Genomic DNA, 15520 nt, shown 5'->3' with positions numbered 1-15520 from the left:
AGTGGTATGTCTGGAATCGTTGGGTATTCAAACATTTAAGCAGGGATGTTGCGGAGCCGGAGCAGTTTTTACTCCATTGCTGGGAAGAGAATCTGGCAAAGTGCAGGGATTACTCACTCATCTGGCGTGACATCAATCGTATTCACGGAAAGCAGACAAAGAGATAGGAGTCTATCCCGTCAGGCTCTGAGTGCCGGTTAAAAACCCTCCCACCGGACGGTGAGAGGGGAAATTATCAGGCAGCAACCACGCTATCAATCGCCGCTTTTGCATCAGATTGTGCTTTCGATGCCACTTCCGGACCGTAGGCAATACCTTCAGCGAAGACAACGTTCACGTCGGTGATGCCGATAAAGCCCAGGAAAACATTCAGGTACGGAGTGATCAGATCGGTTGGTGTATCTTTATGGATACCGCCACGGCTACTCAGAACAATAGCACGTTTACCTGTTACCAGACCTTCAGGTCCTTTCTCGGTATAACGGAAAGTTACCCCGGCGCGGGCAATCAGGTCGAAGTAGTTTTTCAACTGCGTCGGGATGTTGAAGTTATACATTGGGGCGGCGATCACAATGACGTCATGCGCTTTCAGTTCAGCAATCAACTCATCAGACAGCGCCAGCGCTTCTTGTTGACGTGGAGTCAACGGCGCATCGCTCGGGCGCAGAGCACCCACCAGTTCGCCATCCAGTACCGGAACAGGATTTGCAGCCAGGTCACGAACCGTGATCTCGTCAGCAGGGTGTTTTTCACGCCACTGTTCAACAAAATAATCAGACAACTGACCAGACTGAGAGTACCCTGCCAGAATACTGGATTTAAGAACTAATACCTTGCTCATGGGTGATTCCTTATATGTGTTTGAAGGGGATGTGCCCCGTTGCTTATTGACACTTTATTCACAATCCTGCCGTAGTGATAGCGCAATATATCGAATCCTATGTTCGAAATTATTGAACAACACACGAAAAGCACCGATGTGGTACTCTATACCTATCATCTAAAAGAGATTTAACCCGGCAGAGCACTGCCCTCCAATGCTATGACAGAACAACAGAAATTAACCTTCAACATGTTGCAGCAACAGCTGGATCCACTGATGCTGCGTGACAAACAGCGTTTTTCCCGCCGTCTGCATGGTGTGAAGAAGGTTAAAAATCCTGATGCACAACAGGCCATTTACCAGGAGATGGCGAAAGAGATTGAGCTGGCAGCAGGTAAGGTTGTGCTGCGTGAAGCGGCACGGCCGGATATTACTTACCCGGAAAACCTGCCTGTCAGCCAGAAAAAACAGGATATCCTGGAAGCCATTCTCGACCATCAGGTGGTGATTGTTGCCGGGGAGACGGGTTCCGGTAAAACCACTCAGTTGCCGAAAATCTGTATGGAACTGGGACGCGGAATTAAAGGGTTGATCGGTCATACCCAACCGCGTCGTCTGGCGGCGCGTACCGTGGCTAACCGTATTGCAGAAGAACTGCAGACGGAGCCCGGTGGTTGTATCGGCTATAAAGTTCGTTTCAGCGATCATGTTAGTGATAACACCATGGTCAAGCTGATGACGGACGGTATTCTGCTGGCGGAAATCCAGCAGGACCGCATGCTGATGCAGTACGACACCATCATTATCGATGAAGCTCATGAACGCAGCCTGAATATAGACTTTCTGCTCGGTTATCTGAAAGAGTTGCTGCCACGTCGTCCGGATCTGAAAATTATCATCACTTCTGCGACTATCGATCCTGAACGCTTCTCACGCCATTTTAACAATGCGCCCATTATTGAAGTTTCGGGTCGTACATATCCGGTGGAAGTACGCTATCGCCCGATTGTGGAAGATGCGGATGACACCGAACGCGATCAACTGCAGGCGATTTTTGACGCCGTGGATGAACTGGGACGCGAAAGTCAGGGCGACATTTTGATCTTCATGAGCGGAGAGCGCGAAATTCGCGACACCGCTGATGCGCTGAATAAGCTGGGTTTACGCCATACTGAGGTGCTACCGCTTTATGCACGTTTGTCTAACAGTGAACAGAACCGTGTTTTTCAGTCGCACAGTGGACGTCGCATTGTGCTGGCAACCAACGTGGCAGAGACCTCGCTGACCGTTCCGGGGATTAAATATGTTATAGATCCCGGTACCGCACGTATCAGTCGCTATAGCTACCGTACTAAAGTCCAGCGTTTGCCGATTGAACCCGTGTCGCAGGCCTCTGCTAACCAGCGTAAAGGGCGCTGTGGTCGCGTATCAGAAGGGATCTGTATTCGTCTCTATTCCGAAGACGATTTCCTGTCGCGCCCGGAATTTACCGACCCGGAAATTCTGCGTACTAACCTGGCGTCCGTTATTCTGCAAATGACTGCGCTTGGGCTTGGTGATATTGCAGCATTCCCGTTTGTCGAAGCGCCGGATAAACGCAATATTCAGGACGGCGTGCGTCTGCTGGAAGAACTGGGGGCGATCACTACCGATGAACAGCAAACTGCTTACAAGTTAACGCCTTTAGGCCGTCAGTTATCACAACTACCGGTAGATCCGCGTCTGGCACGTATGGTGCTGGAAGCGCAGAAGCATGGTTGCGTGCGAGAAGCAATGATCATTACCTCGGCGCTGTCCATTCAGGATCCGCGAGAGCGTCCGATGGACAAACAGCAGGCATCTGACGAAAAACACCGTCGCTTTCACGATAAAGAGTCCGATTTCCTCGCTTTTGTGAATCTGTGGAATTATATCGGTGAGCAGCAAAAAGCGCTGTCATCAAATCAGTTCCGTCGCCAGTGTAAGGTTGATTTCCTTAACTATCTGCGAGTGCGCGAGTGGCAGGATATTTACACTCAATTGCGTCAGGTGGTGAAAGAACTGGGGATCCCTGTCAATAGTGAGCCAGCAGAATACCGTGAGATCCACGTTGCATTGTTGACTGGGTTACTGTCGCATATCGGGATGAAAGATGCCGATAAACAAGAGTTTACTGGCGCGCGTAACGCCCGTTTTTCAATTTTCCCTGGATCCGGTTTATTTAAAAAGCCGCCGAAGTGGACAATGGTGGCGGAGCTGGTGGAAACCAGCAGATTGTGGGGACGCATTGCCGCACGTATCGATCCGGAATGGGTGGAACCCGTTGCTCAACATCTGATCAAACGTTCGTACAGTGAACCACACTGGGAGCGCGCGCAGGGTGCGGTCATGGCGACAGAAAAAGTCACCGTTTACGGCCTACCAATTGTTGCTGCCCGTAAGGTGAACTACAGCCAGATCGATCCCGCGCTGTCGCGTGAACTGTTTATCCGTCACGCGCTGGTGGAAGGTGACTGGCAGACACGCCATGCGTTTTTTAGGGACAACCTGAAACTGCGTGCAGAAGTGGAAGAGTTAGAACACAAATCGCGCCGCCGCGATATCCTGGTCGATGACGAAACGCTGTTTGAATTTTATGACCAGCGTATCAGCCATGATGTGGTTTCTGCCCGTCATTTTGATAGCTGGTGGAAAAAGGTCAGCCGTGAAACGCCAGATCTGCTCAACTTTGAAAAGAGCATGCTCATCAAAGAGGGGGCGGAAAAAATCAGCAAGCTGGATTACCCGAATTTCTGGCATCAGGGTAATCTCAAACTGCGATTAAGCTATCAGTTCGAACCTGGAGCTGACGCCGACGGTGTGACCGTACATATCCCGCTACCGTTGCTGAACCAGGTGGATGAAAGCGGTTTTGAATGGCAAATCCCTGGGCTGCGCCGTGAATTAGTGATTGCACTGATTAAATCGTTGCCAAAACCAGTGCGCCGTAATTTTGTTCCTGCACCAAATTACGCTGAAGCTTTTTTAGGACGCGTCACGCCGCTCGAACTGCCACTGCTGGACTCACTGGAACGTGAACTGCGCCGGATGACCGGCGTCACCGTCGACCGTGACGACTGGCACTGGGATCAGGTCCCCGATCATCTGAAAATCACCTTCCGCGTGGTGGATGATAAAAACAAGAAACTGCAGGAAGGGCGCTCGCTTCAGGCGTTGAAAGATACGCTGAAAGGTAAAGTTCAGGAAACGCTGTCCGCAGTGGCAGATGATGGTATCGAACAGAGCGGGCTGCATATCTGGAGCTTCGGTCAACTCCCGGAAAGCTACGAGCAAAAACGCGGCAATTACAAAGTGAAAGCGTGGCCGGCGTTGGTGGACGAGCGGGACAGTGTTGCTATTAAGCTGTTTGATAATCCACTGGAACAACAGCAGGCGATGTGGTGCGGTTTACGCCGTCTGTTGCTGCTGAATATTCCATCGCCAATCAAATACCTGCACGAGAAGCTACCAAATAAAGCCAAACTGGGCCTGTATTTTAACCCGTACGGCAAAGTACTGGATTTGATAGATGACTGTATCTCCTGCGGTGTGGATAAACTGATAGATGCCAATGGCGGACCGGTGTGGACGGAAGAGGGCTTTACAGCACTGCATGAGAAAGTGCGGGCTGAACTGAACGATACCGTGGTGGAGATTGCCAAACAGGTCGAACAGATCCTGACGGCAGTCTTCAATATCAACAAACGTCTTAAAGGACGCGTGGATATGACCATGGCGTTGGGGCTTTCGGATATCAAAGCGCAAATGGGCGGACTGGTATATCGCGGATTTGTCACCGGTAATGGCTTCAAACGTCTTGGCGATACGCTGCGCTATTTACAAGCAATAGAGAAACGACTGGAAAAACTGGCCATCGATCCGCACCGCGATCGTGCGCAGATGCTGAAAGTGGACAGCGTGCAGCAGGCCTGGCAGCAGTGGTTCAATAAACTGCCACCTGCGCGCCGTGAAGATGATGATGTCAAAGAGATCCGCTGGATGATTGAAGAGTTGCGCGTCAGCTACTTTGCTCAGCAGCTTGGCACGCCGTACCCAATTTCAGATAAACGAATCCTGCAGGCCATGGATCAGATTACAGGCTAAAGCAGTGCCGGATGACGACGCTGACGCGTCTTCTCCGGCCTACAGGAACAAAGATCAGGAGCCATGAATATGAGACAGTTTCCGACACTTTCCGCTACCACCCTCAAGGCAATAAACACCGTTGGACAGTGGCTGGCGCAGAATGATTTCGGTGAAACAATCGCTGTTCAGTCGGATTGCGTAATTCTGGCGGGAAACGCGGTGATCCCAACCATCGACGCGGCTTGTCGTATAGCGAAAGAACAGCAGGTTCCCTTGCTGATCAGCGGTGGTATCGGACACTCCACGACTTTTTTGTATAACGCTATTATTCAACACCCACGCTACAACATCATTCGCACTACCGGACGCGCGGAAGCGGCAATTCTTGCCGATATCGCCCACCAGTTCTGGCAAATTCCGGGGGAAAAAATCTGGGTAGAAGACCAGTCCACAAACAGTGGTGAGAACGCCAGATTTAGCTGTGCGTTACTGCGTCAGGCCACAGAAACCGTTCGTTCTGTCATCGTAGTACAGGACCCCACCATGCAACGCCGCACAATGGCAACGTTTCATCGTGTAACGCGAGATGATCCACATGCGCCAAGCTGGTTAAGTTTTCCAGGTTTTGTGCCTGAATTGACTCAGCAGGAGAGTGGTGTGGGATTTGCTCAGGCCACTGATGGTCTCTGGTCGGTCGAACGCTATCTTTCACTGATTATCGGTGAACTTCCTCGTCTGCGCGATGATGAAACCGGCTATGGTCCCCGTGGTCGTGATTTTATTGAGCATGTTGAAATTCCGCAGAATATTGAGGACGCGTGGCAACATCTACAAAACGACGCCGCTATGATTGACTTACTGGAGAGTCGATCTCTGTGATATCTGCTGCCCGTTTGTGGGAACTTTTACGCAAACGGGCATAAATCCCGCCCGTATTTTCTCTTCGTGACCACTTTCCCTGACACTTTTATGAAGCGGTTCACAGAACCAATATTACAGCGGCAATGTGCCATGCATGATTGATATTAATTAACAATAGTTTTACTTGTTAAAAACAAATCAATCACAGGAGAAACGCATGTCAGTACCCGTACAACATCCTATGTATATCGATGGGCAGTTTGTGACCTGGCACGACGACGCCTGGATTGATGTTATCAATCCAGCAACCGAAGAGGTTATCTCCCGAATTCCCGATGGTCGTGCCGAAGATGCACGTAAAGCGATTGATGCCGCACATCGCGCTCAGCCGGAATGGGAAGCGCTACCTGCCATTGAACGCGCAAACTGGTTACGCAAAATTTCTGCCGGTATTCGGGAGCGTGCCAGCGAAATCAGTGCTTTGATTGTGGCTGAAGGCGGAAAAATCCAACAACTGGCTGATGTTGAGGTCTCTTTCACCGCAGACTATATCGATTACATGGCGGAGTGGGCGCGCCGTTATGAAGGTGAGATCCTGCAAAGTGACCGCCCGGGTGAAAACATCCTGCTGTTTAAGCGTGCGCTCGGCGTGACGACTGGCATCCTACCGTGGAACTTCCCATTTTTCCTTATTGCTCGCAAGCTGGCACCCGCATTGCTGACGGGTAATACCATTGTGATTAAACCGAGTGAGTTTACGCCAAATAATGCGATCGCATTCGCTAAAATCGTGGATGACATCGGCCTGCCACGCGGGGTATTTAACCTGGTACTTGGACGTGGCGAAACGGTAGGTCAGGAGCTTGCCGGAAACCCGAAAGTGGCAATGGTGAGCATGACCGGCAGTGTGGTTGCTGGTGAGAAAATCATGGCGGCGGCGGCGAAAAACATTACCAAAGTTTGTCTGGAGCTGGGCGGGAAGGCGCCGGCTATCGTAATGGATGATGCCGATCTCGAACTGGCGGTGAAAGCCATTGTTGACTCACGGGTAATTAACACCGGACAGGTGTGCAACTGCGCTGAACGTGTGTACGTGCAAAAAGGTGTTTATGACCAGTTTGTCAATCGTTTGGGTGAGGCGATGAAAGCGGTTCAGTACGGTAATCCTGCTGAGCGCAATGATATTGCCATGGGACCGCTGATTAACGCCGCGGCGCTGGCGCGTGTGGAACAAAAAGTTGCACACGCGGTTCAAGAAGGTGCACGCGTGGTGCTTGGTGGCAAAGCAGAGGCAGGAAAGGGATATTATTATCCGCCGACCTTACTGCTGGATGTGCGCCAGGAGATGGCAATTATGCACGAAGAGACATTTGGTCCGGTATTGCCTGTGGTGTCATTTAATTCGCTGGAAGAGGCGCTTACGATGGCCAACGACAGCGACTACGGACTGACCTCATCGATTTATACGCAAAATCTGAATACGGCAATGAAGGCAATTAAAGGCCTGAAATTTGGTGAGACGTATATTAATCGTGAAAACTTCGAGGCGATGCAGGGCTTCCATGCCGGCTGGCGCAAATCCGGAATTGGCGGGGCAGACGGCAAACACGGCCTGAACGAATATCTGCAAACTCAGGTTGTTTATCTGCAGTCCTGATATCGATGCCGGGTGAGCAGGGGTGTCACCCGGCATCTGCTAACGTATTAAAGCTTGATGAGTTTTTCCAGCGTGCGAACCAGTTGGGTCACAAAACCGTATTCGTTGTCGTACCAGGCGACGGTTTTGACCAGTTGCAGATCGCCAACTTCAGTAATCTCCGTTTGTGTGGCATCAAATACCGAACCGAAATGTGATCCAATGACATCTGATGAGACAATCTCTTCATCGGTGTAGCCGAACGACTCATTATTCAGCGTCGCCTTCTTCAGCGCATTATTGACATCTTCGGTGGTCACTTTTTTGCCCAACACCGAAACCAGCTCCGTAACAGAACCGGTCTTCACCGGAACGCGCTGGGCGTGTCCTTTCAATTTTCCGCTCAATGCTGGAATAACCAGACCAATCGCTTTCGCCGCACCGGTGGTATGCGGAATGATGTTCTCTGCCGCCGCCCGTGAAGCGCGTAAATCTTTGCCTCGCGGACCGTCAACCAGCGACTGTGTTCCCGTATACGCGTGGATGGTGGTCATAGTACCAAGCTGAATACCGAAGTTATCGTGCAATGCTTTCGCCATAGGCGCCAGACAGTTAGTGGTACAGGATGCGACCGAGATAATCTGATCGTTAGCATCCAGAGTGTCGTCATTGACGTTAAAGACAATAGTCTTCATGTCACCAGCAGGGGCGGAGATCAATACTTTCCTGGCACCTGCATCCAGGTGGGCGTTGGCTTTTTCCGTTGAAGTATAAAAACCAGTACACTCGATGACAATTTCCGCACCTGTGGTTTTCCACGGAATATTTTTGGCCTCTTTTTCTGCGTAAACGGCGATTTTTTTGCCATCTACAATAAGCGCATCTTCAGTAAAGTCGACGCTCCAGGGGAACGGACCGTAGTTTGAGTCGTGTTTTAGCAGGTAGGCGAGAATTTTCGGTGAGGTCAGATCGTTAATGGCAACGACGTCAACGCTGCTTTTGACTTCCAGTAGCCGACGCAATACCAGACGACCGATACGACCAAAACCGTTAATGCCAATTTTACTCATGGTTTTCTCCTGTCAGGGTGAAGCGGTACCACATATTTTCCCTACCAGGCATAGACCAGTCAGCCACCAGGGGCAATGCCTGTTTTTGCGGTTAAGCGTAACTGACTGAAAATGAGCGAACAAAAGTTAATGAATTTTTAACAAAAGCTGGTTATGTTGACGCATCATTGTTTTTACTCAGGAAGTGTTATGGGGAATAAGTATTCTGGCCTACAGATTGGTATCCACTGGCTGGTCTTTTTGTTGGTGATCGCGACCTACTGTGCGATGGAACTGCGTGGATTTGCGCCTCGCAGCTATCGTCCCTGGTTCAACATGGTGCATGTTTCCTGTGGTATCACGATTTTAGTGCTGATGGTGGCGCGTTTGTTGGTCAGGCTTAAGTACCCGGCACCGCCAATTGTGCCAAAGCCTAAACCGATGATGACCGGAATGGCGCATCTTGGACATTTGATTATCTATTTGCTGTTTATCGTATTGCCAGTTATTGGTCTGGTGATGATGTACAACCGGGGGAATCCGTGGATAGCGTTCGGCATTGTCATGCCGCATGCGGCAGAAGCCAACTTCGATATGGTCGATATGCTGAAGTCCTGGCACGTGACGCTGGCAAAGTTGGGTTATTTTGTTATAGGCCTGCATGCAGCAGCAGCCCTGATGCATCACTATTTCTGGAAGGATAACACGCTATTGCGGATGATGCCGCGTAAGCGCTCATAACGCATATTTCCTTCGTCCCGCATAATGCGGGACGTTTGCTTTCTACCAGCCAATATAAATACTTTTATTGTTCTCATTCTAAATATATCAATAAAATCATACACCACTCCAATTTGCTTCATATGCTCGTAGTGAAGTGGGGCCAGGCATTTTTTTAGAGTCACACTCTATCCGCGATAATCCATTTCATTATAAATCTATGACGATTACGCATTTAATATACTTATCACAACCTTAAGAAAAATTATATTTGAGATAGGGTTTCATGATTAAATAAACCAAATCAATACGTTACAATGAATTTTAAGATTACATATCTTATTTAAGATCGTTCTTCATGTTATTTGAGAAAATAAAGGTTTTATTTGCCAAGATAATTCTTAAACTACCAATTATCGTAGGGCTACTCCTATGGTGCCATAAGACCTTACTGACCTCTTTACTGCCGCAAATAAATATCCTGTTTTCAATTGCAGGGGATATTGCATGCATGGTCAGGATGTCAGTGTATTTTTATTTAAGGATAGACAATATGAAAATCAATACCTCCCATGCCAGCCATATATTTGTTGCCGGTAGCCTTGCATTGTTACTTGCTCAGACGGCGGCTCATGCTGATTCAGCTAATACCATCACTTTTAAAGGTGAAGTGACCGAGCAAACTTGCGAAGTCACCGTTAACGGTGTGAACGCACGCCCGGTGGTGTTACTGCCTACTGTAGCTAAAAGCGAGCTGACAAGCCTAGACTCTGTAGCGGGTCTGACAGCATTCACTCTGGGAGTGACCGGGTGTACCGCTGATACCAACGCACTGAATATCAAGACGGTATTCGTTGCCAATAATATGACCCAGCACGGTAACCTCGCCAATACCGGTACAGCGCAAGGTGTTGAGCTGCAATTGATGACCGACAGTTTGGGTACAGCGGTCATTGATCTGCGAAATTCAACACCCGTTGACGGGATCACCGTTGCAGCAGGTAATACTACCGGTGAACACGACTATGCCGTGCAGTATTACAGCCCAAATGGCAATACGAGCGCTGGTACGGTCATCGGTACCGTACAGTACGCAGTCTCTTACCTGTAAGAGAGCTCTGGGTGATGAAAGGATTGGCTATAGTTTTGGCCGGAATACTGATGTGCGCCAGCACACAGGCAAGCGTCGTCATGACAGGCAGTCGGATTATCTATCCGGTTGACAGCCGGGAAGCCAGCGTACAGCTGACCAACCGCGATGATTTCCCCAGCGTGGTACAGGTCTGGCTGGATGATGGTAACCCTCAATCAGTCCCACAAACCGCCAATGCTCCTTTTATCACCACGCCGCCAGTCTTCCGACTGGCGGCTCAGGCTGGGCAAACCGTGCGACTGCGATATGTTGGAAAACCGGTGGTACAGGACAGAGAGACGTTGTGGTGGTTTAACTTCATTCAGATCCCGCCAACGGAAAAGGGCGCTCAAGCAGACAATCAACTGATGGTACTGGTACGCAGCCGCGTAAAAGTGCTGATGAGACCAAAAGGGCTGGTGGGCTCACCGCTGGAGATGGCAATGACTAGCCGTGTCTGGCTACAGGACGGCAAACTGTTTTTGCGTAATAACAGTGGTTATTACCTTGCGCTTTCCTCGCTTGACGTCAACGGGGCGGGTAAAAAGCAGCGTATTCAGAGCGAAACGGTAGCCCCGTGGACGACCGTATCATGGCCTGCGAAAGTGTCGCTTTTGAGTGAGGCGCAGATGCGCTGGATTAACGATCAGGGCGCAACGTTAAGTGGACGTGTGACGGTGGAGAATCCGGATAATGTCCGCTATTAATCCACATTGGTGTTGGCTGCTTCTTTCCGGCGTCACGCCCGTTCTGGCGAACGTTTACACTTTCGACGAGGCACTACTGCTCGGAAGTGGTTACGAGAAAGGACTGGCACAGTTCAACGATCAGGATGCCGTTGCCGCCGGGCGTTACAGTGTGGATATCTGGCTGAACGGAAAGTACATAGGCCGGGATGATGTGCTGTTTCGCCCGAACACCGAAGGACGTATTGCGCCTTGTTTACCCGTTAAATTCTGGGATGAGCAGGGCGTTACGGCGTCGATGGAAGCATTGCCAGATGCTTGTCTTGAGCCGGAAACGCGTATTAGCGGCGGGCAGTGGAATTTCGACCAGGGCCTGCTGCGTTTGAATCTCAGCGTTCCACAGGCAGCTCTTAAACGAACACCGCTGGATTATGTACCTCCTTCGCAGTGGCAGAGTGGCGAAAGTGTGTTGTTCAGCAACTATAACCTGCACGTCTATCACAACAAAAGCGGCGGGCAGCAAAGTGATTACGGCTGGCTGGGACTGAGCAGTGGCTTCAATATTGGCAGCTGGCAGTTTCGCCAGCAGTCCTCCGCTAACTGGCGGCGCGATGACTATCGAGAAACTCAACGCTGGGATGCGCTGCAAACCTGGCTACAGCACCCGATCGCAAAACTGGAAAGCGTACTTACCGCAGGTGAAAGCTACACGTCAGGCAATTTACTTGGCAGCATGGCGTTTACCGGAATCAAACTGGAAACCGATCAACGGATGTGGCCTCAGTCGCGGCGCGGCTACGCGCCAGAAATCCGCGGTACGGCATCGACGCCTTCACGTGTAGCAGTCAAACAAAATGGTCGCACTCTTTATGAAACCAGCGTGCCGCAGGGACCTTTTGTGCTCGACGACTTGCCAAATACTGCCTGGGATGGAGATTTAGAAGTTGAAATCACCGGCGCAGACGGCAAAAAAAGTGGCTACACCGTACCGTACGCCAGCGTGCCTTTGTCGCTGCGGCCCGGAGTCTGGCGCTACGGTCTGGTAGCAGGCAAAACCCGAGATTACGGCACAGCCGACGCTCCGTTTGCCGATTTTACGTTGGAACGTGGAATGAGCAATTTACTGACTGCGAACGCTGCCTTGCGTATCGGTGATGATTATCAGGCGTTGGTGATGGGCGGTGTGGTGGCGACCACTATGGGCGCTTTTGGCGTCGATATTACTGGATCGCGGGCGCACATGGCATCTCAGTCCCTGAGCGGCTGGCGTCTGCAAACCAACTGGAGCAAAACATTTAGTCCGACGGGTACGCACGTAGCGCTGGCAGGTTATCGCTATTCCACGGAAGGCTATCGTGATTACGGGGATGTACTGGGCGAACGAAGCGTTACCGAAGGTGATACAGCATGGCGTTCGGACACACTACGCCAGCGTAACCAGTTTACCGCCACCATAAACCAGACGCTGGGTGGTTACGGAAATCTGTGGTGTTCCGGATCGATGATGGACTACTACGACGACCGAGGGAACAGCACTCAGTTGCAGGCCGGGTATAACACCACCCTCGGGCGCGTGGCGCTTGGCGTCTCCTTCAGTCGGCAAAACACCTGGTGGCGTAACGGAGACAGCACACAGGCGCAAAAAGAGAGTGTCGCAACGTTCACATTCTCGATGCCACTCAGCTTTGGAGAGCGCGAGCACACGGTGGCATTGTCCGCAAGTCAGGGTCAGCAGGCCGGGCGCAATGCGCAGGTGTCACTGTCCGGTGCACTCGATAGCGCGGAGACGGTCAATTACGCGCTGTCCACGGGCTGGCAGCAGGCTAAAGATGAGTCCAGCGCTGTGACCGACTGGAGCGGATCGCTACAAAAAAATACCGCATTCGGCACGCTGAATGGCAGTGTTTCACAGGCACAGAACTATCAGCAGTGGACTGCTGGCGTACGTGGTGCGGTAGTCGTGCATCGCCATGGCGTCGTCGCAGGGCCGTGGGTGGGCGACACCTTTGCTTTGGTGGAAGCGCCGGGAGCGGCAGGTGCCCGAGTCGGTGGAGGACAGGGAGCGATAGTCAATCGTGGCGGTTACGCACTGGTGCCGTCGTTAACACCTTACCGCTATAACAATGTGACTATCGACAGTAGCGAAATGGATAACCATGTTGAGCTACAGGAGAGCCAGCGTCGTATCGCTCCAATGGCCGGAGCGGCAGTAAAACTGCGTTTTGCGACGCTTTCTGGTTACCCACTACTCATTACTGTGAACGGCAAAGAGACACTCCCGGTGGGAGCATCCGTGACCGATGATCGGGGACGCATCGTGGGTATGGTGGCTCAGGGAAATCAGGTGTATGCCCGTGTGGAAGGTGAACAGGGACTACTGACAATCGAAGGCAGTGATTGCTCGCTGCCATGGATACTTAACGAGCAACAGCGCACCGAACCGCTGATTGCATTAACTCAGGCCTGCAAGGAAAAAGGACAGTTATGAAACTATTTATCCTGCTGTTAGCTCTGCTTTCCTCTGGAGTGCAGGCCGCATGCGAACCTATCATTTACCCTTACAAATCAGGAAGTAACAGTGCTCTTGGATCGTACCGCCTGAGTGCCGCGACGGATGGTATCGCCAATGACTGGCGATCTGGCGGCGGAAACGATGCCTGGAACGGCCTGCTACCGGGCCTGAGTAAGTCTGTTGATATCACCAGCAATTCAGGTTTTCAGCCTGCAGGTACGATCCTGACATCAAGCGGTGGTATCCCGTTTACGACCTATGCGCACAAGGGGGGAGGGTACGATCCGGAACAGGTCTTTTTCCGCTGTACCCCGGATACCGGCGGACAGCTGTATGAAGCCTGGTCAACTAACGGCGATGATTACTACGGCGGGTGGCATGAAGCGACGGATGTACCGGGTGCTTATTTAACATTGATGAAAAATGTGGCTCTGCGCCTGACCCATGACGCAACCGGCAGCATCTTTACCGACAGCTGGCAACAACGCCCACTGGAAAATTTGGATCTCGACACCAATGGTAATTTCCTGATTAAAGCTAAAAACTTCTCGACGATAAGCGCGGAGCTAATTAAAACTCTGGATATTCGTTACTTCTACAATCAGCAGCAATCCGCGACTTATGACAGCTATGTGAATCCCAACGCTTACGTGGTGTTTCGGGGGCCAGGAACAGCGTCCTGGGGTATTAAAATAGGGCAGCCTCACCGTAACAGCAACTGGGCGGGCTGGGCCTATGACTGGCCATCGGTTATAAGCCTTTATAATAACGGCATAACAATTAAACGTGCGGCAATGTGCCAGGTGACGGACTTTACTCCGGTGGTACATCTGCCGGTTATTTCCGTGGCCCAGCTCAAACGAGGGGAATATTCCTCTGCGCCATTCCAGATTGATTTTGCCTGTGAATCAACGGTGGTTTCGGGCATAGCAAAGGGAAAGAGTAATGTGGCGATGGGACTGCTCGCGCCGGAAAGCAGCGTCAATAGCGCCTGGAACTTTAATTTGATCACAGGCAAAACGGTAACCTGGTTGCTTGATACGCAATACGGTGCCGCCGGACGTGCCAGAGGTGTTGGTGTACGCGTTTACCGGGCAGGTAATCCGGTGAATTTTATGGCAGTGACAACTGCAGGCAGTGGCACCGAAGGTGGGTGGATGCCGGTTATTGGCAGTAATACACAGCAAAATGGAAGTCAGGATGGTGTGAATTACTACAGCGAAACCTTCGAAGCACGTCTTGCGAGTTTTGGTGCGGATACGTTAACGGCGGGGAGCTATCAGTCACATGTACAAGTTTTATTGCGTATTCAGTAGCATCTGGCTGTTTGTCCTTAGCGCGCAGGCCGCGGTTAATATCGGCACGACACGCGTGATTTTTAACCAGGGTGAAACGCAGCGCACGGTAATGCTGGTAAACGATGGTGATTATCCGGTGGTAGTGCAAAGTTGGGTGGATGACGGATCGCCCGAAAATGGTCCATCCCAAACGAACGCGCCTTTTGTTGTGCTTCCGCCGGTATTGAAAATTCAGCCAGGGGAACAGCGAGAACTGCGGATCATGACGACAGGTAGCGGGCTCGCAGGCGATCGCGAATCATTATTCTGGCTTAATGTTTATCAAATTCCGCCTGAGATGAAGGTCGCTCAGGCTGGTGAAAAAGTGCGATTAGCGCTTAGAAATCAGCTTAAAGTCCTATGGAGACCGAAAAATACAGGCGTGTTGACTGAAAAAACCATCAATCTTCTGAGCTTTCATTATGAAGCTGGGGAGATTTACGCTGTAAATGATAGTTCATGGAACATTACTCTGGTTAATGTATTATTAGGAGACTATTCCACAAGTGGAATAGTGGTTTCACCGCATTCCCGGCGCACGATTTTTAATTTAGCCACTGCGGAAATGAAGAATAATAAGATAAACTTTACGGTGATTAACGATGAAGGAAATCGTTGGGGATTTTCAGGTGTCGTGAATTAACACAGGATAAACTAATT

Annotated in this window: 11 protein-coding genes; 9 read left to right on the top strand and 2 right to left on the bottom strand. The window is 50.8% G+C overall.

Annotation, left to right across the window (positions count from 1 at the left end):
* Positions 1-235: 235 nt before the first annotated feature.
* Positions 236-841 (bottom strand): FMN-dependent NADH-azoreductase, encoded by a 606-nt coding sequence (azoR, locus tag LG384_RS11345; protein WP_045442827.1) that lies wholly within the window; start codon positions 839-841, stop codon positions 236-238.
* 201 nt (positions 842-1042) lie between these two features.
* Between azoR and hrpA the strand changes: the two genes are divergently transcribed.
* The 3 genes from hrpA (at position 1043) to aldA (ending at position 7445) form a co-directional block, all read left to right on the top strand.
* The gene (gene hrpA, locus LG384_RS11340) at positions 1043-4945 is read left to right on the top strand and encodes an ATP-dependent RNA helicase HrpA (protein WP_225760917.1); all 3903 of its coding nucleotides are present in this window, start codon (positions 1043-1045) and stop codon (positions 4943-4945) included.
* Between the two features lie 63 nt (positions 4946-5008).
* A complete protein-coding gene (locus LG384_RS11335; RefSeq protein WP_167493959.1) occupies positions 5009-5806 on the top strand; it encodes a YdcF family protein in 798 nt (265 codons plus the stop codon).
* A 199-nt stretch (positions 5807-6005) separates the two neighbouring features.
* Positions 6006-7445: an aldehyde dehydrogenase gene (gene aldA / locus LG384_RS11330; RefSeq protein WP_048221466.1), complete on the top strand. Its 1440-nt coding sequence runs from the start codon at positions 6006-6008 to the stop codon at positions 7443-7445.
* 47 nt (positions 7446-7492) lie between these two features.
* On the opposite strand, the gene gap is transcribed toward aldA, so the two are convergent.
* Positions 7493-8494 carry a type I glyceraldehyde-3-phosphate dehydrogenase gene (gap, locus tag LG384_RS11325; RefSeq protein WP_045442819.1) on the bottom strand — a complete coding sequence of 334 codons (1002 nt, stop codon included), beginning with the start codon at positions 8492-8494 and terminating at the stop codon, positions 7493-7495.
* Positions 8495-8683: 189 nt separating this feature from the next.
* Between gap and cybB the strand changes: the two genes are divergently transcribed.
* From cybB to LG384_RS11295, 6 genes are all read left to right on the top strand, one after another.
* Positions 8684-9214 carry a cytochrome b561 gene (cybB, locus tag LG384_RS11320; RefSeq protein WP_200013197.1) on the top strand — a complete coding sequence of 177 codons (531 nt, stop codon included), beginning with the start codon at positions 8684-8686 and terminating at the stop codon, positions 9212-9214.
* 532 nt (positions 9215-9746) lie between these two features.
* On the top strand, positions 9747-10304 hold the full coding sequence (locus LG384_RS11315) for a fimbrial protein (protein WP_225760916.1): 558 nt from the start codon (positions 9747-9749) through the stop codon (positions 10302-10304).
* 50 nt (positions 10305-10354) lie between these two features.
* The gene (locus tag LG384_RS11310) at positions 10355-11032 is read left to right on the top strand and encodes a molecular chaperone (RefSeq protein ID WP_225760915.1); all 678 of its coding nucleotides are present in this window, start codon (positions 10355-10357) and stop codon (positions 11030-11032) included.
* On the top strand, positions 11019-13499 hold the full coding sequence (locus LG384_RS11305) for a fimbria/pilus outer membrane usher protein (RefSeq protein WP_225760914.1): 2481 nt from the start codon (positions 11019-11021) through the stop codon (positions 13497-13499). Before LG384_RS11310 ends, LG384_RS11305 begins: the two co-directional genes overlap by 14 nt.
* Complete coding sequence (locus LG384_RS11300) at positions 13496-14839, top strand: fimbrial protein (RefSeq protein ID WP_136345505.1); 1344 nt, start codon at positions 13496-13498, stop codon at positions 14837-14839. Before LG384_RS11305 ends, LG384_RS11300 begins: the two co-directional genes overlap by 4 nt.
* Complete coding sequence (locus LG384_RS11295) at positions 14811-15503, top strand: molecular chaperone (protein WP_225760913.1); 693 nt, start codon at positions 14811-14813, stop codon at positions 15501-15503. Before LG384_RS11300 ends, LG384_RS11295 begins: the two co-directional genes overlap by 29 nt.
* Positions 15504-15520 lie beyond the last annotated feature (17 nt).

The organism is Citrobacter sp. Marseille-Q3906 (assembly GCF_916618775.1).
Lineage (GTDB): Bacteria > Pseudomonadota > Gammaproteobacteria > Enterobacterales > Enterobacteriaceae > Citrobacter > Citrobacter murliniae.
Note: the sequence above shows the minus strand (reverse complement) of the source record. Positions and strands in the feature narration are given on the sequence as shown.